Origin of the sequence: Arthrobacter sp. 24S4-2, assembly GCF_005280255.1 — a bacterium.
Lineage (GTDB): Bacteria > Actinomycetota > Actinomycetes > Actinomycetales > Micrococcaceae > Arthrobacter.
Genome location: NZ_CP040018.1, coordinates 5,333,283 through 5,355,163 on the forward strand (window position 1 = coordinate 5,333,283; position 21,881 = coordinate 5,355,163).

Below are 21,881 nucleotides of genomic sequence, written 5' to 3' on the forward strand. Positions count from 1 at the left end.
AGTTAACTGTCAACAGTCAACCCTTGAAGTTGACTGTTGACAGATCTTCATGATGCGGGTCACACTGGCGTATCATTTGTTAACAGTCGACAGTGCCGATGCGGAAGCGTCGGTAGCTCTTCGAAAGGGATTCACAATGAGCAAAGAAGCTCTCACCATGCGGGGACCGGTCCACGGCACCAAAGACGCCAAGCGCGTCGCCATTGGGTCCAGCGTCGGCGCAGTCATCGAGACCTATGACTTCATCGGTTTCGGCACCGCAGCAGCCCTGTACTTCGGCACTGCCTTCTTCCCCACCGGAGACCCGGTGACCGGGACACTGGCCGCCTTCGCCACCCTGGGCGTCGGCTTTGCCGCCCGCCCGATCGGCGGCATCATCGGCGGCCACCTCGGAGACAAGCTCGGCCGCAAACCCGTCCTGGTCGCGTCCCTGATCCTCATGGGCGTCGCCACCTTCATCATCGGATTGCTCCCCACCTACAGCCAGGTTGGCCTCCTTGCCCCTGCGCTGCTGGTGTTCGTCCGGATCGTCCAGGGCCTGGCCTTTGGCGCTGAATGGGGAGGCGCCATCCTGATGAGCTACGAGCATGCACCCTGGAAGTCCAAGGGCAAATACACCGGAATGGTCCAGGCCGGCTTCCCGGTAGGCCTGCTGCTCGCCAACCTGGTGTTCCTGGTCAGCGTCCAGCTCGGCGGCGAACTCGCCTGGCGCATTCCCTTCCTTGCCAGCATCGTGCTGGTGGTTGTCGGCCTGATCATCCGCTCCAAGGTCCCCGAATCCCCCGTCTTCGATGAGATCAAGGACAGCGGCACCATCGTGAAGTCCCCCATCGTCGAGGTCCTCAAGACCGACTGGCGCAACATCGTCAAGGGCATCGGCCTCCGCATCGCCGAGACCGCCGGCTACGCCGTCTCCATCACGTACATGATTTCCTACCTGAACAGCCAGCACCTGGCCGACAAGACCCAGACGCTCGTGGCCCTGTGCATCGCCTCCGCAATCGGCATCTTCGCCACGCAGGCCTGGGCCCGGCTGACGGACAGGATCGGCCGGCGCCCGCTCTACATCTGGTCCTGCGCCTTCGCCCTGCTGTTCGCGATCCCCATGTTCCTGCTGGTCAACACCGGCCTGTTCATCTTCGTCATCGCCACCCTGGTGCTCTCCTACGCGGTCTGCCAGAACTCACTGGCCGGCGCCCAGGGTGCATGGTTCCCCGAGCTCTTCCAGGCCAAGACCCGAGCCTCCGGCGCCTCGCTGGCCTACCAGATCTCCGCCATGGTCTCCGGCTTCACCCCCTTCATCACCACGCTCCTGTTCGTCAGCTTCGGCTGGATGGGACCGGCACTCCTCTTCGGCACCTACGCCGCCATCGGCCTGTGGGCCGCCGTCGTCACCCGTGAAACGTGGGGCAAGCGCGAACGCGAGTTCGCCGACGAAGCCACCAAAAGCACCCCCCAGTCGGTGAACGCCTGATGGCAATGACCCAGGAACTGCAAAGCGCGGCACGCGCAGGAAACGAACAAGCAGGAAACGAACAAGCCGGGAACGAACCAACGGCCGGGGAAACGCCGGCGGCTCGCCTCGAGCGGGTTTCCGCTGCCGCCTACCGCATCCGTCACCATGCCCTGAATATGGGTGAGGTGCAGGGCCAGGGCTATGTCGGCCAGGCGCTCGGCGCCGCGGACATGCTGGCTGTGGTCTACGCGGACCAGCTGCGCTTCCGGTCCGAGGATCCGGAATGGGAGGCGCGGGACCGCTTCCTGCTCTCCACCGGGCACTACGCGATCGGACACTACGCCGCACTGGCCGAGGCCGGCATCGTCCCGGTGGAGGAGCTGGAGACCTACGGCTCGGACGATTCCCGGCTGCCGATGTCCGGCATGTCCACCTACACACCGGGCATGGAGATCTCCGGCGGCTCCCTGGGCCACGGCCTCACCATCGCCATCGGCATGGCACTGGGCCTCCGGTACCAGGACTCTGCGGCGAGGATTTACAACTTCCTCTCCGACGGCGAACTGGACGAAGGCTCCACGTGGGAGGCCGCCATGGGCGCGCACCACCACCAGTTGGGCAACCTCACCGCCATGGTGGACATCAACGCGCTGCAGGCAGACGGGAAGACGGACACCGTGCTTCGCACGGAGCCCGTGACGGAGAAGTGGGAGTCCTTCGGCTGGTACACCCAGCGCGTGGACGGGAACGACGTCGGTGCGCTGCTGGCGGCGTTCGACAACGCAGCCGCCCAGGCCGCCGCCGTCGGACGTCCTTCCGTGATCCTGTGCGACACAAAGGTGGGCCGCGGAGTACCGCTGCTGGAGAAGCGCGAGAAGGCGCACTTCATGCGCATCGAGGAACACGAATGGCAGCAATGCCGCGAGCAGCTGACCGCAGGATTCGAAGGAAAGGCCGCACGATGAGCGCCGCCACCGCCTCAAAGGGCACAGCAGTAAAGGGCGTCGCCCCCAAGCTGAAGACCTCGGCCATGATCGCGTCCTTCGCTGATCCCGGCCAGAAGACCGCCTCCGCACCGTTCGGGCACGCCCTGGTCAAGGCCGCGCAGGAGAACGACAGGATCGTTGGCCTCACCGCGGACCTGGGCAAGTACACCGACATGCACATCTTCGCCCAGGCCTTCCCCGAACGGTTCTTCCAGATGGGCATGGCCGAACAGTTGCTCTTCGGGGCGGCCGCCGGATTGGCCGAGACCGGCTTGGTGCCGTTCGCATCCACCTACTCGGTGTTCGCGGCGCGGCGGGCCTACGACTTCCTCTGCCTGGACAGCGCCGAACCGAACCTGAACGTGAACATCGTGGGAGGCCTGCCCGGGTTAACCACCGGCTACGGCCCCAGCCACCAGGCCACCGAGGACATGGCGATCTTCCGCGGCATGCCCAATCTGACCATCGTGGATCCCTGCGACTCGATCGACATTGAGCAGGCCGTCCCACAGCTCGCGACCAGTGAGGGCCCCACGTACCTGCGGCTGCTGCGCGGCAACGTGCCCACCGTGCTGGACGAGTACGGCTACACCTTCGAGCTCGGCAAGGCGAAGGTCCTGCGCGGCGGGAACGACGTCGTCTTCATCTCCAGCGGACTCATGACCATGCGGGCGCTGCAGGCCGCCAAGGCGCTGGCCGAACACAACGTGGATGTCGCCGTCGTTCACACGCCCACCATCAAACCTTTCGACGCGGCGACCGTCCTCGCCGAGATCAACACGGACCGCCTGGCCGTGACGCTGGAAAACCACAGCGTGATCGGCGGCCTGTTCGAAACCGTCGCGTCCGCCGTCGTGACCGCGGGACTGGGCAAACGGGTGGTGCCGGTGGCGTTGCCGGACGAGTTCCTCGATGCCGGCGCGCTGCCCACGCTGCACGAGCGCTACGGCCTGTCCGTCCAGCGGATCGTGGCGAAGGTCCTCGCAGAACTGGGCTAGGCCGATCGGCAGAAGCGCGGACCCGGATACAAGACGGGTCCGCGCTTCTGCCGTAAGATCAACAGTTAACACACCGACTGTAAACAGTCGACCACTGACAGTGAGGAAGTGCCGCGATGGCCGGAGTGACAGCGCCCCTGTTGGGACTGCAGAAGAAGAGCCTCCGCGAGCAGGCACTTTCTGCCCTGCGCACCGCCATCACCAGCGGAGAGCTGGAACCGGGCCGGCACCTGGTGGAAACCGAACTCTCGGACATGCTCCAGATCAGCCGGGGAACCCTCCGGGAGGCGTTGCGGCAGCTGGAGCAGGAGGGCCTGTTGTCGGCCGGACCGCGGGGCCGCCTTTCCGTCCGGCACCTCGACGCCAAGGAAATCCGGGACATCTACTCTGTGCGGGCGGCGCTGGAATCCCTCGCAGCGCGCACCCTGTGCGAACTGCCGGACCGCCAGTACGTGATCGGGTCGCTGCGCGCGGCCATCGGTGCCATGGATGCCGCGGCCAAGGGTAGTCTCGAGGAGCGGATCGAATCGGACCTCGATTTCCACCGCACCCTGTGCCGTCTCACGGGCAATGAGACGCTCCTCCACTCCTGGGAATCCCTGGAAGGCTCGATTCGTATGTCCATCATGTTTGCCGGCCTGGAAAAGGGCGTTTCGAACATGAGCGTGGACCGGCACCACGACATCGTGGCAGCCATTGAAACCGGCGACGCCTCCCTGGCCCGGAAGACCATCCGGGAACACATGGACACCGCCGCGGACAACCTGGTGGCGTAGAAGGCCCGGCTCCACGGCCTACGCTGGGCACATGACCGAGCAAAAGAAGACGTGGCACGCCGAACACAAAGCCGGCCTGAGCAGGGGGCAACGGGCAGCTGACGTCCTGCGCAACGGCATGGGCAGCTGGCCGTTCGTGGGAATCTTCATAGCGTCCATGATGGTGTGGGCACTGCTCAACTCAATTGTTCTTGCCAACAATGCCTGGGATCCCTATCCCTACATCCTGCTGAACCTGTTCCTGTCCATGCTGGCTGGCCTACAGGGCGCCATCCTGCTCATCGCCGCCAAGCGGCAGGATGCCATCGCAGCCGCCATGGCCCAGCATGACTACGACACGGATGTACAGGCGGAAGACGAAATCCAGAAACTCACCGCCATCAACAACCAACAGCTGGAGATCCTCCGGGAACTGCGGCAGCTCCTGGCCGAACGTGACGGCAAGGCGACGGCTCAGTAGTCCACGATCGCGCCGCAGGAAATATTCACCGTGGCGTCAGTGATGGCGCCGGCCCGGTCCGAGGCGATGAATACAGCCACGTTGCCCACGTCTTCCAGCGTCGCCGTCCGGTTCAGGTGAGCAGTCCGGGTGATTTCCTCCACGATCTCCTCACGGCCTTCGGCTTGCCAGGGAATGGTTTCCACGATCCCGCCCGTAACCAGGGTGACCACCCTGATGCCGTTCTTGCCGAGCTCCAGCGCCCACTGCCGGCGCTGACCCTCCATGGCGTCCAGCGCGATCTTGAACCCGCCCAGCCCGGCCAGGGTCTGGGGCCGGAGCCGCCGAACATCAGGACGACGCCGGACCGCTGCCTGATCATGTGGCGCGCCGCGGCGCGGGTGGTGAGGAAGTGCGTGCGCGTCGCGGCGTTGATGGGCTGGGTGAAGTCATCGGCTGAGATGTCCATCAGCGGCTGCTGGACGTCCCCGTACGAGATCAGGTTGAAGGAGACGTCGATGCGCCGGCTCTTCTTCGCCGCCTGGTCCACGAACGCGTTCACCTGGGTTTCGTCCAGGGCGTCCACGACGGCGGTTTCCGCCACGCCGCCTGCCTCACGGATGTCCCGGGCTACTTTCAGGAGGCGGGACTCCGTGCGGCCGGCCAGGAAGACATCCGCGCCTTCCGCCGCGAAGGCCCGGGCGACGGCACCACCGACGGGACCGCCCGCCCCGTACACGAGGGCGGTGCGGCCCCGCAGCAGGCCGTTTGGGACTGTCCCGTTGGGCTCCTTACCGTTTTCCAGCAGCATTGCGGGCCTCCTGCCCCGGAGTGGTGAATCCCTCCACTATGTTCTTGCGGGCGGCAGGTCGCAAGGGTTCCACTTCGGCTGGAGGCTCAAGCGCAGCGGCTCATTCCTTGATCTGCTCCCGCCCCTCCTGCACTTCGAAGTCCCCCACCTCCAGCTCGCCAGCACCAAACGCTGTGGGCTCCAGGACCAGGTAGACCGCGCCTGACGCCGTGGTCTTGCTCCGGGCCAGGGTGAAAGCGGACGGCGCGGCCCCCGATTCAAAGAGCCGCTTGCCCTGGCCGAGCACCACGGGAAAGACGATAATCCTGTATTCGTCCACCAAGCCTGCATCGTGCAGGGCGCGGGCCAGACGGTGGCTGCCGTGCACCTGCAGTTCCCGGCCGGGGCCGGACTTGAGGTCGTCGATCGCTTCCAGAAAGTTGCCGGAAAGAATGGTTGTGTCGTTCCAGGTGGCTTCGGTGATCGTGTTGGAAACCACGTACTTGGGCAGGGCGTTGAGCGCTGCTGCCACGGTGTTGTCCGGGTCGGTGACCTCTTCCCAGTAGGGCTGGAACAGCTGGTACGTGGTCCGGCCGAGAAGGATGGCATCGGCCTCGGCGAACCAGCCGTCAACGATCCGGCCGAAGTCGTCGTCAACGTGCGGGACCAGCCAGCCGCCGAATTCGAATCCGCCACTGGTGTCCTCTTCCCTGCCGCCAGGGCCCTGCATGACGCCGTCGAGGGTCAGGAACGTGTGGACCGTGAGTCTCATGGTTCGCCTTCCGGGGTTTGCGTTTCGGGACGGGCGGGAACCGGCGGCGGGTAGCCTACCGGCGGAGCGTCGGCGGGGTCTGACGGGCCCATGTCCAGGCGGAACGGAGGGTATTCGTCCCGCATCAGCGCCACGTAGGCAATGACGCGGTGGGTCCAACGGTTCAGGCCGATCAGCAGGTCAAAGAGCCTCCGGCCAAAGCGGCCGGTGAACAGCAGGCTGAAGCCGGCCACGATCACCAGCAGCCCGATCAGTGAGATCCCGCCGCCGCCCTGGTATCCAACCCAGGTTCCGTCAACCCAATTGCCGTCCACCCATCTGCCGTCCACCCAAGTGCGCCGGGTGCCCCAGGTGCTTGCCGCCCCTGAGAATGCGGAGACAATCAGGAGCTGGGGAAGGGCCAACAGCCACCATTTGATCAGCACCAGGCCCCGGGAGAGGTGCTCGGGGTACTCGACGTCGAAATCCGCCGGGTAGTCGGTCCTCGCCAGCGTAAAGGGCGGGTAGCGGTCCGTCCCGATCGCTGCGTAAGCGTAGAAGGCAACACGCCAGTTCCACCGCAGGACGCCTACGTTGAAGTTGAACAGCGAGCGCGGATAGTGGCCGGTGAACAGGATGGCGAAGCCGGCCACGATGGTGGTTACGAAGAACGCGAACCACAGGAAGAACAGCACGATGTAGTGCGGGATCGCCAGGAACCACTTGATCAGCCACATTCCGCGGGAGAGTCCCGGGTCCAGATACCCATTCAACCGCACGGGGTACCGGGATGTCTCTGAGGGCTGCGGGTCCGTGGGCAACGGTCTGCCACCCCCTCCTGGCGGTATGGGCGCAGCGGCTGTGGCGTAAGGGGCCTCGGCGTTCGGGCCGTGGGCATCCGGCCCCACCGGCACGGCGCCTGGGGCCACACGAGCGGCCTCCGGGTAGTGCGGCGGCGGGCCGTGCCTGCCGAGTCCTGCGGCGCCAGCCACAATCAGCGGCACCCCTACCACCAGCAGGGCGATGCCGCCGATCAGGAGCCCTATGAAGACCGGCCACAGCAGATCGGACCGGACGCCTGCCTGCAGGTCAACGGAAACCGGAGCGGCGCCGTCGGCGTTCATGACCACCACTGCCCAGCGGCCGCTGCGCAGGTCCCACTCAATCTGCTGGGTCCCGGTTCCCTGGGCGGATGTGGACCAGAATGGCTGCGTTCCCGGGGCAACGGGTACGGCGTCGCCGGGTACTTCGCGGTACTGGACGCGGAACGGGTAGGAGTTCAATTCGGTGATTTCAGAATGCCGGACGTTGTCAAGGTACCGGGCCACGTCCTCCTGGGGTCCGATGCCGATGAAGATCTGTTGTCCCGCTGCCCCCGTGCCGCGCAGCAGCAACCGGCCCGCACTGTCCACCGGCAGGACGTCCGGCAGTTTCTCGTCCACCAGGACGTTCAGGCCGGGCGAGGTGATGGCCCGCGTGGCCACGTCATAGCGCTCGGTGGGCGTGGTCAAATATCCGTTGTCGCGCTGCTGAAAGTTGACCCATCCGACGGCGCCGGCGGTTATCAGCAATCCAAGCCCCATCAGGGCGGCGAGGGTGCCGAGCACCAGCATGACTATCCGGCCTGGTTTCATGGCCGCAGTCCTTTCTTGCCTCTTGCCTGGCCCCCCGGCGGCTATCCACCCACTCTTTTGAGCAGGTCCGCGGCCCATGCGGCCGCTTTGTCGAGTTCCCCGCTGCTCAACGGGCCCTCGCTGCCTTGCACGTAAAACGCCATGGGCTTGGAGATGATGTCGGCGCCGCCGGCCCTCAGGGATTTGGTCATCTTCTTCGCCGCGTCCCCGTGGAGGAAAAACCTGACCCGAGTGTCGAAAGCGGCCGCCTTGACGCCGTTGAGGCGGCCACCGCCGAGCGTCGTAAGCATCTCGGTGACCTTCGGCGTCGGCCGCCAGCCGTTGATGGGGCTCCCAACGACGAGAAGGTCGCCTTCTGCGAGCGCGGGTGCCTCGAAGTCCGTTACGGAAAGAGCCGCAGCCTGCAAAGGCTCCAGGGAGGCGACGATGGCCTCGGCCACCTGCCGGGTGTTTCCGTAGGCGGAGTCGTAGACAACCAGGGCTTTCACGCAGTGATCACCACTTTGAGGGCCTTGGTTTCGGCGGCGCGGGCAAAGGTGTCGTAGGCGTCCATGAACTGGTTGAACGTGAAGTGGTGGGTGGCGAATTTCTCCGCCGGAACCTTCTTCTGGGCCACCAGCTTCAGGAGCATCGGCGTGGTGTTGGCGTTGACCAGGCCCATGCTGATGTTGATGTTCTGGATCCAGAGGTTCTCCACGTGCAGCTCCACGGACTTGCCGTGCACGCCCACGTTGGCCACGTTGCCGCCGGGCCGGACGATGTCGGTGCACATGGTGAAGGTCGCCGGGATGCCCACCGCCTCGATGGCCACATCCACACCCTGTCCGTCAGTGAGCGCCAGCACCTGTTCCTTCCAGTCGGCGTCGCCGGAGAGAACGACGTCGGTGGCACCGAACTCGCGGGACTTTGCCAGCCGGTTCGCGTCAAGGTCGATTGCGATGATGGTTGCCGCGCCGTACAGCCCGGCGGTGGCGATTGCTGCCAACCCGACCGGACCCGCGCCCACAACCGCCACGGTGTCCCCCGGCTTGACCCGCCCGTACTGCACGCCGATTTCGAAGCCGGTGGGCAGGATGTCGGAAAGCATCACGGCCTGGTCGTCGCTGACCCCTTCGGGAAGGAGGTGCAGCGAGTTCTCGGCGTACGGGACGCGCACATATTCGGCCTGCGTACCGTCAATCAGGTGGCCGAAGACCCAGCCGATCCCCGCTGCCCCTTCCTCGCCCATGCAGTGCGAGTAAAGGCCGGTCCTGCAGTTTGCGCAGTGGCCGCAGGACTTGATGCAGGAGATGATGACCCGGTCCCCCACCTTCAGGCTGGTGACCGAGGCGCCCACCTCGGTGATGGTCCCCACGCCTTCGTGGCCCAGGATCCGGCCTTTCTGCACTGCGGGCACGTCCCCCTTGAGGATGTGCAGGTCCGTTCCACAGATGGTGGTGGTGTCCACCTTGACGATCACGTCGCTGGGGTTCTGGATGGTGGGATCCGGGACGTCCGTCCACGACTTTTCGCCGGGACCGCCGTAGACGAGCGCTTTCATGCGTACTCCTTGACTTTGTGGATAAAGCCGGGATCCACGATTTTCACGCGGCACGGCACTTCCGAACTGTCCACTCCGGACGACAGTCGGGACAGCCGGGCACACTCGTGGAGTTGCTCGAGGACCGTGTCGGTTGCCCGGGCGCGGGAGAGATCGATGGTGAGGTCTTTGCCATGCAGCAGCGATGTGGTGCGCCGCGCGATCACGTAGAGTGCGCGGAGGCTGGCCCCGGTCACAACGCCGTGGACTTCCATGCTGGCAGCCTCCAGGTCCGCCTCAATGCGGACCATGATCTTCAGGCGATGCTCAGAATGGTCGTAGTGCGTGGTGGATGCGGCTCCATGACGGGAGGCGACGGAGGTTCGGGTACCCAAGACGGTACGGGTCTGGTGATTCATGAGGCCGTGGTCTCCTGCTATATCCGGGAGGCGCACTGCGCCAGCCCTTCCCCAATGTCGTAGCGAGACCTTTTGCTGATCGGCGAAGCATTTCCCTTCCCAAGGTGCGTGCGTGAGTAACGCAGGCGTGAGATGCCCCACATCAAGGATGGCTGGTCCGCGCAGCAAGGGTAAGGGACGAAAGTCCCGGATGTTCCAGGTGCGGTCCGGGCCGCCGACCGGCTATTGACAGGCACAACGCCGGGGTCTGGTACTGGCCGTGTCAGGCATGTGCCACCGTCCCAACTCCCACCGTTAGGAGCAGAAATGACTGCCACTGCATATGGAATCGTGCACTTTTTCGCCGGAGGCACCAAAGAGCAGTATGACGCCTCGATTGCCGCGGTTCACCCGGGCGAGGGCGCGCTGCCGGAGGGCCAGGTCTTCCACGCCGCCGGCCCGTCGGCCGGCGGCTGGACCATCATGGCCGTCCATGAGTCGAAGGAGAGCTGGGAGAAGTTCCGCGACGGAATCCTCATGCCGCGGATGCAGGCGGGCATCGAGGGCGGGTTCGCCGCACCGCCCGAAGAGACCGTCATTGATCTCTACAAAGTGATGCCCTAGCAGCGGCAGGAACACCTTCAATGGGCGAGTTGTGGACGCGCCCGGATTGTTGCCGCGACGTCCGCACCCTAGCCTGTTCGTATGCCACACGGAGCCCAGCCTGCCCTCGTCCTTGCCTCCCTCCGGCAGCCCGGGGAAACGGAATCCCGGAACATTCACATATCCGGAGGTGTTGTCACCCGGATAACGGCCGCACAGGATGGCCCGCCAGGTGCCCGCATCGTTGACTTCGGCGGCCGGTACGTCATTCCGGGCCTGTGGGACGAGCATGTGCACATGACCCAGTGGGCAATGGCGGCGAAGCGGACCGACCTGTCGCACGCCGCATCGGCCCGCGCCGCCGTCGACATCATCCGCTCACGGATGGCCGGCGACCACGGCCAGGACGGCGGCGGCGGCCCGACGCTGGTGGGCGTCGGCTTCCGCGACGCCGTCTGGGCGGACGACCCCAGCCTGGAGATGCTCGACGCCGTGACACAGGGCCTTCCCGCGGCGCTCATCAGCCACGACCTCCACTGTGTCTGGGTGAACAGTGCCGCCGCGAAACGCTACGGCGTGGACGTGGGCGCCAGCGGCCTGCTGCGCGAGGATCCGGCGTTTGCCCTGACCCGCGAGCTCGGCCGCCTGCCGGACTCCGTGGTGGACGCCTGGGTCCGGGAAGCCGCACAGAAAGCCGCCGCCCGCGGGGTGGTGGGCGTAGTGGACTTTGAGATGACCTGGAACCGCGACGTGTGGCTCAGGCGCGTCACCGGTGGCTTCGGCTCCCTGCGGGTGGATGCCGCCGTCTATCCCGAGCATCTGGACCGTGCGCGGCTTGAGGGCATGCGGACGGGCCAGGACATTCCCGGCGGGAACGGCCTGCTCCGGGTGGGGCCGCTCAAGGTGCTGATCGACGGCTCGCTCAACACCCGGACCGCCTACTGCGTGGACCCTTATCCGCATGGCGGCCGGGGCATGCTCACCGTCAGTGAAGCGGAGCTGCTGGCCCTGCTGGTCCGCGCCGGAGGGGAAGGTTTCTTGCCCGCCGTCCACGCGATCGGCGACGCCGCCAACGAAGTGGCGCTGAACGCATTCCAGGCTGCCGGCATCCGCGGACGGATAGAACATGCCCAGTTTGTCAGGCAGGAGGACTTCGCCCGCTTTGGCCGGCTGGGCCTGACTGCGAGCGTCCAGCCCGCGCATGCCCTGGATGACAGGGACGCTGCCGACGCCAACTGGGGCGACCGCACTGACCGGGCGTTCCCATTGCGGTCGCTGCTGGCTGCCGGGGCCACGCTGGCATTCGGCTCTGACGCGCCGGTGGCGCCACTGGATCCGTGGACCGCGATGTCGGCCGCGACCACAAGGTCCGCCCTGGACGGCCGCGGGCCTTGGCACCCGGAGCAGGCGATCACCCGGGCGGAAGCCTTGTTTGCGTCTTCCCGGGGACGGGTCCGGATCCGCGTGGGAGATCCGGCGGACATCGCGGTGCTGGACGCCGATCCGCTCGGCGTACCGGACAGGACGTTCGCGTCCATGCCGGTAGCGGCGACGCTCGTTGCGGGGCAGTTCACGTACGACGGCGGCGCGCTGGCTATGCAGGGCGGCTGACCAGCGCGAACGGTCACTTGCGCCCCCCAACGCTAGCTTTTCGAGCGGGCCTGGACGAGGTTGGCGAACGGCAGGCGGCCGAATTCCCCGCGGAAGTCAGCGTGGTACCCCGCTTCGGCCGCGTTGAGCTGCTCAACAGGCAACTCTTTCCACGCCACAACCAACGAACCGGCCGCGGCCAGCTGCCAGATCAGCCGGCCGTCCCAGTGGCCCGGTGGCCTGCCCCTGCCAAAGTCGGCGAATTCCTGGATCTGCCGGCGCAGTCCGCGGTTGCCCTTGCTGCCGGGGCCGGCCTTGCCCACGTAGAGGACGTCGGCGCCGTCAACCCATTCGGCGTCGAGCTGCTCCGTTTTCAGGGTGGGGTCCTTCTTCTTGAAGATTCCGGCCGTGCTCTTGGCCAGGAACTGCGGCTGGAAGCCTTCGGGCCGCAGCACGGCGAAGATCCCGGGTTTCTGCGGGATCCGGTTGATGTCCAGGTCCGCGAGCGGCCGGAATCCGGTGAACCCGTCCTGTTTCAGCGACTGTCTGTTGATCGGCATGAGTTCCTTGGCTCGGGGGCGTTGCTAGTAGCTTACGGATTCGCGGGTTCCGTGGCCGCTTTATTGTCAGTGGTCGCAGCGCCGCGACCAGGCCCGCGCTGGTGTGCCCGCCGAAGAGCTGGGCGCTGGGATCGCTGCGCAGATCGCCCTCGCCCGGAGGGAATCACCGGCCAAGGGTAGCCGGCTGCTGGGTCTGGCGAAGGCGCTCGTCACCGAGATGCCGCATGCCCTTGCCGGGCTGGAGACAGGCCGGCTCAATGAATGGCGCGCCACGCTTTTGGTCCGTGAGACCGCTTGCCTGTCCGCGACTGACCGCAGCGCCGTCGACGAAGAATTGGCGTCCGACGCCGGGAGGTTCAGTGGAGCGGGCGATCGTGCCGTTGTCGCCGCGGTACGGTCCGCCGCATACCGGCGGGATCCTCGGTCTGTTGCGGATCGAGCCAGCCACGCCGCCGCCGAGCGCCACGTGAGTCTTCGGCCGGCGCCCGACACCATGTGCTACGTGACGGCATTCCTCCCAGTCGCCCAGGGCGTGGCCGTCCACGCTGTCCTCACCAAGCATGCCGACACCCTCCGCTCCAACGGGGACCCGCGGTCGCGCGGCCAGCTCATGGCCGACGCGCTGGTTGAACGCACCACGGGGACGGCAGGTGGACTCAGCGGCATCGAGATCCAGCTCGTGATGACCGACCGCACGCTGTTCCAGGCAGACAGCGAACCGGCACGGCTCCCGGGCTACGGCATCGTCCCTGCGGGGTGGGCCCGCGAGATTGCTGTTCAAAACCAGGACCGACCCATGAACATTTGGCTCCGGCGGGTCTACACCGCCCCGGGTACCGGAGATCTGGTGGCGATGGAGTCGAAAGCGAGGCTCTTCCCGCCCGGATTGCGCCGCCTTGTCCAAGTCCGGGATTATACGTGCCGAACGCCGTATTGCGACGCCCCGATCAGGCACCTGGACCACGTCCTCCCGTGGCACAGCGGCGGAACCACGACCCAGAGCAACGGCGCCGGGCTCTGTGAAGCCTGCAACCACTCCAAGGAAGCACCCGGGTGGAGCACCCGCCCCCGGCCGGGCCCCCGGCACACGACCCAACTGACAACGCCCACCGGGCACAACTACCAGTCCACGGCCCCGCCGTTACCCGGACATCCGTATCCCGAAACAGCAGCCTCCCGCCGCCGGCGCCAACTCCGGCACTTGGCCAAGGCGCTCAGGCGTGGCAGGCTCAGGACCGCGGCATGAGTCGCAGCGGGTTAACCTGCTGACGCACGCGCCTGAACGAGGTTGGCGAATGGTAGTCGACCGTGGAGCCGGCGAAACTCTGTAGAGGACATCAACGCCGCCTACCCACTCGGCGGCCAGAGCTGCTGCGCTCAGTGAGGGGTCATTCTTCTTGAATCAACCGCCCACGCTATCTTTCAGGAAGTGTGGTTCATACTCATCAGGCACAAGGACGGCATAGATCCCGGGAGACTGCGGAACCTCGCTGAGTTCAAGTTCGGCGAACGGTCTAAACCCGACGAAGCCATCTTCGATAAGCGTGCGCCTCTTCATTCTTGCTCCTTCGATCAGGACTGGGTTCTGCCCTTAGCTACACAGCAGTTTTGGCAGCAGACCCCGCCGTCCAGGCGAAAGCGAAAATGCTGACCGAAACCGGCAAGACGGTATACCAGGCAGTAACCAGCCCCGAAGCCAAACGGGCGTACCGCCAAGCTGCAGAGGTAACAGGGAAGATGCGAAAGAAGTAGCGCGCAGCCTCACCGGCACCACGCTTTAAACAACAAAGACCTGCAGGTACCTTCGCGATCTCGCTAAGAGACGGCCCGGACATTCGCATGTCCCGAACGGCCCGCGTTATCTGAACGGTTACCTGCAGGCGCTTTAAGCGTACGCCCGTACGGTCCGCCTGAAAATAGGTCAGGAGCCCCTTGCCTGGGACCCGAATGGGGCGCCGTCACTGCTGCTGCCAAAATCCGCCGAACATCAACCCCGGCCAAAAGCGTAGAGTGGAACCAGACGCCTGATTCTGGACGCCGTGTGCTGAGGGAGAAATCGTGACGATTGACTGGGACGAAAAAAAGGCCCTGCTGCAGGAACCGAACATCGCTGCTGTAACCCAGCTTTGCGACGAACTCATGGAAAAGAAGCCGGGCTCCGTTGTCCCGTACATCGACCCCGTCCATGACGAGGACGAATGCAGGATCGTCAGTCTCCATGTCAGCCCCGGCAAGGGCACCGAATCGGGCTTCGTTTCGCATTTCAACGACGACGAAGCGGCCCGGCGGGCCACCTCAATCTACGAAATCGTGGAACTCGACGCCCGCTATGTCATGCCGTGGAACGCCTACCCCTGGGTGCGCGACCCCGACCTGCCCTCGGCCCTCAACGTCCAGGAAAAGACGGACGGCCTCAGGCCCTTCCGCCAGTTCCTCAAGATCAACAGGCGCGTCTCGGCCATCATCGCCCACGGCACGGACGCCCAGACCTTCCTGACTCTCTTCGAAAAGACCTACCATCAGTCTTTGAAGAACTCCGGGATCAAGATCTACAAGGCCAGCGCCCTCGGCGGCCGCGCCTTCGCGGTCTCCGCGAACAAGCAGGAAGAGCTGCTGAGCAGGAGCGTCGAAATCTACAAAGACGCGATGCAGCGGGCCGGGATCCAGCACCTCTAGCCACCGCCTCGCCATAGGTAACGCCCGACGCCGGGACTAGCCATAGCCGTGCGCCCTCCCTTACGCTTCCAGCAGCCGGCGTCGGTGCTTGAGTTCCTTGAGCCAGGACCTGGTGACCATCGCCGAAAACGGCGAGGCGCCGTCGTCGTTCGTTCCCGAAAAAGCCGTTCCCGCTTCCAGATCCGCCACCAGCGGACCCGACGCCTTCAGTCCCAGCTCCAGCACCTGCGACGCCGCGCGTTCCGCTAGCCCCAAGCCGGTGGCCCACGCCAGGAAATGCTTCCGCGAGATCCCGGTCCGCTTGCCGTCCAACGTGAGGGCGAGCGTTTTGTCGCCGTAAACCACCGTGGAGGGGATGTCGTACACGGGCGCGATGGACCATTCCCCCGACGGCTGCTGCACCATGGACACGTTCTTCGCATGAAGGTCGCCGTTCCCGCTCAGCCATGCGAAGGCGGCCTGGATGGCCAGGTTCCGCAGCGCCGGCAGCGGCGCCGCGCAATAGTCCGCCAGCGCATGGCACACCTGCCCGTAGCCCACGTTGTACTTGTCCGCCGGGTAGAGCCGCAGCACCTGCGCACCGTCCTCGACAGCGAGCCGCTGCACCGCGCCGTGCACGCCGCCAGCCAGCGGAATCCGGTCGAAGCGCTCCACCAGAAGCCCCGGCCGGCCGCCGACGTCCCGGATCAGCCGCACCTTGCTCAGCGGAAGCCGCAGCCTGGCCGCATACCGGAACATCACGAACTCGTTCTCCACCACATGCGGGAACTCTGGCGCATTGAGCTTGAGGATGTAGCGCCGGCCTGCACTGGCCACGGGCATGGAGATCATCCCGGCGGACAACTTGTCCTGCACGCCGGCCAGGGCAACGGGGTCGATCAGCCCGGAATCGCCGAGCAGCGCATCGAAATCGACCGGTGCCCTGGGGTTCAGCTCGACGGCGTGCTCGTCCGGGTCCAGCGGTTCGCCGTGCCCCACGATCTGCACATTTCCCACCGGGTTGGCGCCCGCCGCGATGAGCAGTGAGAGTTCGTCGTCCACGCTGGTCTTCACCGAACGGCGCAGCGCGTTCAGCCGCCTGCCCTCCGGCAGCAGCCCCGTAAAGTAGGGCGGCGCGGCACCCGCCGCGGACAGCACGGGTTCGGCTGTTAGAGGCAGGGAACTGGCGACGGCGGGACCTCCCGCTGCCAGGTACGCCGGCAGGTAGCTGAACCTGGTGCCGCCCTCATGCCTTTCGAGCCGAGCAGCCAGCACGCCGGCCTTGTAGACATCGGCGACGCGGTGCCTCATGGCTGGTCCCCTGGCAGGGGTTGGTTTGTGGCCCGGTGTCCGTCGATGGCGCGGGCCGCGGCGCGCGTCCGCCGGGTCAGCTGAAGCTCCAGCCCGAGCGTCTCAAGCAGCGCCAGGAGCGAGTCCAGCTGCACGCTGCGCTTCCCCTGTTCCACGAAGCGGACGAAGCGCTCGGACACTCCGGCGAGCTGGGCCAGCTCGTGCTGGGTCAGCCGGAGGGCCGCACGCCGGGCCCGGACCTCTGCCGCGAGCCCGTCGGTGAACGTTTCCGTCAAAATGAACCTCCCGATAGGCACGAACGTACCGTTTTCTGCTGGATTCCATTCTATTGAGTGGCTCGCGAACCCGTATAGGGCAATTTCGGAACGAACGTGCCGGATTCAGCACCCGCGACCGGAATCACAATTGACAGCCCGTGTGACCCGTGCCATATTTGAAGTGTGAACCTGTCAGACAGCCGGACAGCAGGACAGCCCCTCGCCCGCCTTAGCGCGGCCGAAGCCGTCTTCAACGTCCTCCGCACGGATATCGAATCCGGCAAGCTCGGGGTCGGCGCCAAGCTGAGCTCCGAAGCCACCCTCGCCCAGCAGTACGGGGTGAGCCGTTCCGTGGTCCGTGAGGCATTGCGCTCCTGCAACGCCCTCGGCCTGACCATGACCAAAACCGGCCGCGGCACGTTCGTCGTGGCCGACCGGGTTGCCAAGGACCTGGTGCTCGGCCAGTATTCCGCCCTGGACCTGACCGAGGCCCGCCCGCACATCGAAGTTCCCGCCGCCGGCCTCGCCGCCGAACGGCGCACCCCGGAGGAACTTGAGGCGTTGCGGGACATCGTTGCTGCCATGTCCACCGAGGACGATCCCGAGGCCTGGGTAGGCCTCGACTCGAGCTTCCACGCAGCCATCGCCCGGGCCAGCCGCAACAAGGTGTTCGAGAACGTCGTCTCCGACATCCGCGACGCCCTGGCCTACCAGTCCGAAACGCTCAACATGGTGGCAGACCGCCAGCACGCCTCGGACCAGGAACACCAGCGGATCCTGGCCGCTATCGAAACGGGCAACGCCGCCGAGGCCCGGGCCGCCATGCAGGACCACCTGCATGCCGTAGGCCTGGCCCTCGAATCAATCCTCAGCCAGTAGCTCCCAGCAACCGACACCAATCACAAGGACCCCATGCTCTCCCCAGCCTTGCCCGTCCATGCCCAGACTCCGGTTCATACTCCGGATGTCATGGCCCTGCCGCAGCACGCCGCTTTGGCCGTGCAGACCCGCGACGGGCTCGTGGAAAGCATCCACTACGGCTCCGTAATCGCTACGGCCCCGGACGAAACCGCTGACGACGGGCTCCGCACCCTGCTCTCCGCAGGCGACCCGCTGGCCCCTTTCTACCCGCGGTCCTCCCTCAAACCCCTGCAGGCCGTCGCCATGGTCAGCGCCGGCCTTGAGCTCCCCGCCGATCTCCTGGCCCTCACCGCGGCCAGCCACTCCGGAGCCGCAATGCACCGCGACGGCGCGCTCCGCATCCTCGAAATGCACGGACTGACGGCCGATGCCCTGGGAAACAGCACGGACCTCCCGTACGGCACCGACGAGCGGGACGCCTGGCTCCGCAACGGCGGAACCGCCACCCAGCTGACCCAGAACTGCTCCGGCAAGCACGCTGCGATGGCCGCAACCTGCGTCATCAACGGCTGGCCCGTAAGCGGCTACCTTGATCCGGAACATCCTCTGCAGCAGCTCGTGGCCACCACCGTCCGGAACCTCACGGGCGAAGCACCGGAGCGCACCAGCACCGACGGCTGCGGGACTCCCCTGTTCGCCCTCACCCTCCGCGGCATGGCCCGCGCGTTCGGACGCCTAGCCACCGCTGTGGTGACCGACCCGGAAAGCACGGAAGCCGCCGTCGGCCGCGCCATGATGCAGCACCCCGAAATGGTTGCCGGCGTAGGCCGCGATGTCACCGAACTGATGCGCCTCTCCCCCGGGCTCCTGGCCAAGGACGGCTTCGAAGGCGTGCAGCTGGTGGGGCTTCCGGACGGCCGCGCCGTGGCAGTGAAGATTTCCGACGGCGGGGACCGCGCCCGCATGCCCGTCACCGTCCGTGCGCTGGAAGCGCTCGACGTCGACACCGCACCGCTCGCGGGCATCGCCACCGGCGTTGTCCTCGGCGGGGGACGGCCCGTGGGCCTGCTGCAGGCCACCGATTTCTTGTCCACGCCCGTCACCGAAGCCCTGTGAGGACCCCATGACCACCATTGCCGATACCGCCCCGGCCGCTTTCCGTTCCGAGCACGATCTCCTCGGTGACCGGGACGTCCCGGCCACCGCGTACTGGGGCGTGCACACGCTCCGCGCCGTGGAGAACTTCCCCATCACCGGCCAGCCGCTGTCCACCAACATGCATCTGGTCCGCGGCCTCGCCGCCGTGAAACTCGCCGCCGCCCGCACCAACCGCGAACTCGGACTCCTGGACCCCGAACGCGCGGACGCCATCGAAGCCGCCTGCACCGACGTGATGAACGGACACCTGGCCGAGCAGTTCGTCGTGGACGTGATCCAGGGCGGTGCGGGGACGTCCTCGAACATGAACGCCAACGAGGTCATCGCCAACCGCGCCCTGGAAATCCTCGGCCACCCCAAAGGCGACTACGCCCGCCTGCACCCCAACGACCACGTCAACCTCTCCCAGTCCACCAACGACGTCTACCCCACCGCCGTGAACCTCGCGACGATCTTCGCCGTTCGGGAACTCCTCGCCGCGCTGGCCGAACTCGAAGAAGCGTGCGCGGCCAAGGCCGTGGAGTTCCGCACCGTCGTCAAAATGGGCCGCACCCAGTTACAGGACGCCGTCCCCATGACCCTGGGCCAGGAATTCGGCACCTACGCCGTCACCATCGGCGAAGACCGGCTCCGGCTCGCCGAAGCGGACCTGCTCATCCACGAAATCAACCTCGGCGCCACCGCCATCGGCACCAGCCTGAACGCCCCGGCCGGCTACGCCGACACCGCCTGCCGGCACCTGGCCGAAATCACCGGCCTGCCCCTGGTCACCGCCATCGACCTCATCGAAGCCACCCAGGACGTCGGCGCGTTCGTGCACCTCTCCGGCGTCCTCAAACGCGTCGCCGTGAAACTCTCCAAAATCTGCAACGACCTGCGCCTGCTCTCCTCCGGCCCCGCGCCGGATTCGGCGAGATCAACCTGCCCGCCGTGCAGTCCGGATCCTCCATCATGCCCGGCAAGATCAACCCGGTCATCCCCGAAGTCGTCTCCCAGGTCGCCTACGAAGTGATCGGCAACGACGTGACCATCACCATGGCCGCCGAAGCCGGGCAACTCCAGCTCAACGCCTTCGAACCCATCATCGTCCACAGCCTCCACAAGAGCATCTCCCACCTCGAAGCCGCCTGCCGCACCCTCACGGCACGCTGCATCCGGGGCATCACCGCCAACACCGAACACCTCCGCCTCACCGTGGAACAATCCATCGGCCTGGTCACCGCCCTGAACCCCCACCTGGGCTACACCACCGCCACCGCCATCGCCCAGGAAGCCCTCGCCACCGGCAAGGGCGTCGCTGAACTCGTCCTCGAACACGGCCTCCTCACCGACGAACAACTCCAGGAACTCCTCAGCCCCGAACGCCTGGCCAACCTCAGCAAATAATCCCAACCGCTCCCTAACCCCGCAAGCCCGGCTAGGGAACCCAGCGGTTGCAGCCCCACCCACCGAAGCACCTCCGGCTCCTCCCCAACAGGAAACCAAAGGACTCCCATGACACAGCCCCAACAGGACACTGCCCAAAAGCGTGTCGTCACTGACCACACCATTCCGGCGCACGCGCACGCCTCCGAAGCCACCCTCCACCGCGAGGACGAGGGCTACCACAAGGGGCTCAAGCCCCGGCAGGTCCAGATGATCGCCATCGGCGGCGCGATCGGCACCGGGCTCTTTATGGGTGCCGGCGGCCGTCTTGCCAGTGCCGGGCCCGCCCTCGTCATCAGCTACGCGGTGTGCGGGTTCTTTGCCTTCATGATCCTGCGCGCCCTCGGCGAACTGGTGATGCACCGCCCCTCCTCGGGATCGTTCGTCTCCTACGCCCGTGAGTTCTTTGGCGAGAAGGCCGCCTTCGTCACCGGCTGGCTGTACTGGCTGAACTGGGCGATGACCGCAATCGTGGACATCACCGCCGTCGCGCTTTACATGAACTTCTTCAAGAAATACTGGGCACCCATTGCGGATGTTCCCCAGTGGGTCTGGGCACTGACGGCCCTGATCCTGGTGCTCGGCCTCAACCTGATCTCCGTCAAGGTGTTCGGTGAGCTCGAGTTCTGGTTCGCCCTCATCAAGGTGGTGGCGCTGGTGACCTTCCTTGTGGTGGGCATCTACTTCGTCATCTTCGGCACGCCGGTGGACGGCCAGCAGGTGGGGTTCAGCCTGATCGCGGACAACGGCGGCATGTTCCCCAACGGGCTGCTTCCGGCCATTGTGGTGATGCAGGGCGTGGTGTTCGCCTACGCTTCTATCGAGCTGATCGGCACCGCAGCCGGTGAAACCGAGAACCCGGAAAAGATCATGCCCAAGGCCATCAACACGGTGATCGTCCGTATCGCGGTGTTCTACGTCGGTTCCCTGGTGCTGCTTTCCCTGCTCCTGCCGTACACCTCGTACAAGGCCGGCGAAAGCCCGTTCGTCACCTTCTTCGGCTCCATCGGGGTCGAAGGCGTGGACGCCATTATGAACCTGGTGGTCCTCACCGCGGCGCTGTCCTCGCTCAACGCCGGCCTGTACTCCACAGGCCGCATCATGCGCTCCATGTCCGTCACCGGTTCCGCCCCCAAGTTCGCCGCCCGCATGAACAAGGCCGGCGTCCCCTACGGCGGCATCGCACTGACTGCTGCGGTGGCCGTCTTCGGCGTGGTGCTCAACGCCCTCGTTCCCGCGGAAGCCTTCGAGATCGTCCTGAACGTCGCCTCGTTGGGCATCATCAGCACCTGGGCCGTGATTGTGATGTGCCAGATGCAGCTGGCGCGGCTGGCCAAGCGCGGTGAACTCCTCCGCCCGGCGTTCCGGATGCCCGGCGCCCCGGTGACCGGCTGGATCACGCTGGCCTTCCTGCTGGCGGTGCTGGTCCTCATGGCCTTCGACTCCCCCGTGGGCACCTGGACCATCGCTTCACTGCTGGTGGTCATCCCGGCGCTGATGCTGGGCTGGCGCCTCTGCCGGGAACGTGTCCTGGAGCTCGCCGCGGTCCGTGACGGCTTCACCGGCCCGTACCCGCTGGTAGCCAACCGCCCGGGACCGGGCGCGAAGGACAAAAGCTAGCCCTCCCTGCAGCCAACAGTCCCCATAGCGTGAACGGACACTTGCAGCCCCGAAATCTTCGGATTCAAGGGCAGCAAGTGTCCGTTCGCGCTGG

At 66.0% G+C, this 21,881-nt stretch carries 23 protein-coding genes and 2 pseudogenes; 14 read left to right on the top strand and 11 right to left on the bottom strand.

The features are described from left to right. Positions 1-136 precede the first annotated feature (136 nt). The 5 genes from FCN77_RS24735 (at position 137) to FCN77_RS24755 (ending at position 4,676) form a co-directional block, all read left to right on the top strand. Positions 137-1,474, top strand: coding sequence for an MFS transporter (locus FCN77_RS24735; RefSeq protein WP_137324405.1), 1,338 nt, complete (start codon positions 137-139; stop codon positions 1,472-1,474). 5 nt (positions 1,475-1,479) lie between these two features. Next, positions 1,480-2,421 carry a transketolase gene (locus tag FCN77_RS24740; RefSeq protein WP_254678744.1) on the top strand — a complete coding sequence of 314 codons (942 nt, stop codon included), beginning with the start codon at positions 1,480-1,482 and terminating at the stop codon, positions 2,419-2,421. After that, positions 2,418-3,440: a transketolase family protein gene (locus tag FCN77_RS24745; RefSeq protein WP_137324406.1), complete on the top strand. Its 1,023-nt coding sequence runs from the start codon at positions 2,418-2,420 to the stop codon at positions 3,438-3,440. The genes FCN77_RS24740 and FCN77_RS24745 overlap by 4 nt, the downstream gene beginning before the upstream one ends. A gap of 116 nt (positions 3,441-3,556) precedes the next feature. Next, positions 3,557-4,216: a GntR family transcriptional regulator gene (locus FCN77_RS24750; protein WP_137324407.1), complete on the top strand. Its 660-nt coding sequence runs from the start codon at positions 3,557-3,559 to the stop codon at positions 4,214-4,216. 31 nt (positions 4,217-4,247) lie between these two features. After that, entirely contained in the window at positions 4,248-4,676 is a 429-nt protein-coding gene (locus FCN77_RS24755; protein WP_137324408.1) for a DUF1003 domain-containing protein, read from the top strand. Here the strand turns inward: FCN77_RS24755 and FCN77_RS27270 are convergent. From FCN77_RS27270 to FCN77_RS24785, 7 genes are all read right to left on the bottom strand, one after another. Continuing rightward, positions 4,670-4,888, bottom strand: coding sequence for an SDR family oxidoreductase (locus FCN77_RS27270; RefSeq protein ID WP_254678745.1), 219 nt, complete (start codon positions 4,886-4,888; stop codon positions 4,670-4,672). The two genes, FCN77_RS24755 and FCN77_RS27270, sit on opposite strands and share 7 nt — an antisense overlap. Next, on the bottom strand, positions 4,789-5,466 hold the full coding sequence (locus tag FCN77_RS24760; RefSeq protein ID WP_254678746.1) for an SDR family NAD(P)-dependent oxidoreductase: 678 nt from the start codon (positions 5,464-5,466) through the stop codon (positions 4,789-4,791). The genes FCN77_RS27270 and FCN77_RS24760 overlap by 100 nt, the downstream gene beginning before the upstream one ends. Before the next feature lie 100 nt (positions 5,467-5,566). Further along, complete coding sequence (locus FCN77_RS24765; protein WP_137324409.1) at positions 5,567-6,217, bottom strand: dihydrofolate reductase family protein; 651 nt, start codon at positions 6,215-6,217, stop codon at positions 5,567-5,569. Further along, complete coding sequence (locus FCN77_RS24770) at positions 6,214-7,830, bottom strand: DUF4389 domain-containing protein (RefSeq protein ID WP_137324410.1); 1,617 nt, start codon at positions 7,828-7,830, stop codon at positions 6,214-6,216. Before FCN77_RS24770 ends, FCN77_RS24765 begins: the two co-directional genes overlap by 4 nt. 41 nt (positions 7,831-7,871) lie before the next feature. Beyond that, the gene (locus FCN77_RS24775) at positions 7,872-8,318 is read right to left on the bottom strand and encodes a flavodoxin domain-containing protein (protein ID WP_137324411.1); all 447 of its coding nucleotides are present in this window, start codon (positions 8,316-8,318) and stop codon (positions 7,872-7,874) included. Then, positions 8,315-9,370 carry a zinc-dependent alcohol dehydrogenase family protein gene (locus tag FCN77_RS24780; RefSeq protein ID WP_137324412.1) on the bottom strand — a complete coding sequence of 352 codons (1,056 nt, stop codon included), beginning with the start codon at positions 9,368-9,370 and terminating at the stop codon, positions 8,315-8,317. The genes FCN77_RS24775 and FCN77_RS24780 overlap by 4 nt, the downstream gene beginning before the upstream one ends. Continuing rightward, positions 9,367-9,768 (bottom strand): hypothetical protein, encoded by a 402-nt coding sequence (locus tag FCN77_RS24785; protein ID WP_137324413.1) that lies wholly within the window; start codon positions 9,766-9,768, stop codon positions 9,367-9,369. Before FCN77_RS24785 ends, FCN77_RS24780 begins: the two co-directional genes overlap by 4 nt. Positions 9,769-10,074: 306 nt before the next feature. Here FCN77_RS24785 and FCN77_RS24790 point away from each other — a divergent pair, with 306 nt between their 5' ends. Then, entirely contained in the window at positions 10,075-10,371 is a 297-nt protein-coding gene (locus tag FCN77_RS24790; protein WP_137324414.1) for a hypothetical protein, read from the top strand. 81 nt (positions 10,372-10,452) lie between these two features. Then, positions 10,453-11,961 carry an amidohydrolase gene (locus tag FCN77_RS24795; protein WP_137324415.1) on the top strand — a complete coding sequence of 503 codons (1,509 nt, stop codon included), beginning with the start codon at positions 10,453-10,455 and terminating at the stop codon, positions 11,959-11,961. Between the two features lie 32 nt (positions 11,962-11,993). On the opposite strand, the gene FCN77_RS24800 is transcribed toward FCN77_RS24795, so the two are convergent. Next, positions 11,994-12,500: a hypothetical protein gene (locus FCN77_RS24800; protein WP_137324416.1), complete on the bottom strand. Its 507-nt coding sequence runs from the start codon at positions 12,498-12,500 to the stop codon at positions 11,994-11,996. 73 nt (positions 12,501-12,573) lie between these two features. On the opposite strand from FCN77_RS24800, the pseudogene FCN77_RS24805 reads away from it, so the two are divergent. Further along, positions 12,574-13,746 (top strand): annotated as a pseudogene (locus FCN77_RS24805) (DUF222 domain-containing protein); the annotation flags it as partial. A gap of 156 nt (positions 13,747-13,902) precedes the next feature. Here FCN77_RS24805 and FCN77_RS26145 read toward each other — a convergent pair. After that, the gene (locus tag FCN77_RS26145; RefSeq protein WP_175417389.1) at positions 13,903-14,058 is read right to left on the bottom strand and encodes a hypothetical protein; all 156 of its coding nucleotides are present in this window, start codon (positions 14,056-14,058) and stop codon (positions 13,903-13,905) included. A gap of 50 nt (positions 14,059-14,108) precedes the next feature. Here FCN77_RS26145 and FCN77_RS26465 point away from each other — a divergent pair, with 50 nt between their 5' ends. Beyond that, positions 14,109-14,252, top strand: coding sequence for a hypothetical protein (locus FCN77_RS26465; RefSeq protein ID WP_217496200.1), 144 nt, complete (start codon positions 14,109-14,111; stop codon positions 14,250-14,252). 306 nt (positions 14,253-14,558) lie between these two features. Beyond that, positions 14,559-15,176, top strand: coding sequence for a uracil-DNA glycosylase (locus tag FCN77_RS24810; RefSeq protein ID WP_137324418.1), 618 nt, complete (start codon positions 14,559-14,561; stop codon positions 15,174-15,176). A 60-nt stretch (positions 15,177-15,236) separates the two neighbouring features. Here the strand turns inward: FCN77_RS24810 and FCN77_RS24815 are convergent, their stop codons facing one another. Both FCN77_RS24815 and FCN77_RS24820 read right to left on the bottom strand, forming a co-directional pair. After that, complete coding sequence (locus tag FCN77_RS24815; protein ID WP_137324419.1) at positions 15,237-16,466, bottom strand: type II toxin-antitoxin system HipA family toxin; 1,230 nt, start codon at positions 16,464-16,466, stop codon at positions 15,237-15,239. After that, positions 16,463-16,741, bottom strand: coding sequence for a type II toxin-antitoxin system Y4mF family antitoxin (locus tag FCN77_RS24820; protein ID WP_137324420.1), 279 nt, complete (start codon positions 16,739-16,741; stop codon positions 16,463-16,465). Before FCN77_RS24820 ends, FCN77_RS24815 begins: the two co-directional genes overlap by 4 nt. Positions 16,742-16,906: 165 nt before the next feature. Between FCN77_RS24820 and FCN77_RS24825 the strand changes: the two genes are divergently transcribed. The 4 genes and pseudogenes from FCN77_RS24825 to FCN77_RS24840 all read left to right on the top strand — a co-directional run bounded on the left by FCN77_RS24825 (position 16,907) and on the right by FCN77_RS24840 (position 21,787). Beyond that, complete coding sequence (locus tag FCN77_RS24825; RefSeq protein WP_137324421.1) at positions 16,907-17,602, top strand: FadR/GntR family transcriptional regulator; 696 nt, start codon at positions 16,907-16,909, stop codon at positions 17,600-17,602. A gap of 33 nt (positions 17,603-17,635) precedes the next feature. After that, positions 17,636-18,700 carry an asparaginase gene (locus FCN77_RS24830; RefSeq protein WP_137324422.1) on the top strand — a complete coding sequence of 355 codons (1,065 nt, stop codon included), beginning with the start codon at positions 17,636-17,638 and terminating at the stop codon, positions 18,698-18,700. A gap of 7 nt (positions 18,701-18,707) precedes the next feature. Beyond that, positions 18,708-20,128: pseudogene (locus FCN77_RS24835) on the top strand (aspartate ammonia-lyase). Positions 20,129-20,236: 108 nt separating this feature from the next. Beyond that, on the top strand, positions 20,237-21,787 hold the full coding sequence (locus FCN77_RS24840; protein WP_175417390.1) for an amino acid permease: 1,551 nt from the start codon (positions 20,237-20,239) through the stop codon (positions 21,785-21,787). The last annotated feature ends 94 nt before the right edge of the window (positions 21,788-21,881 follow it).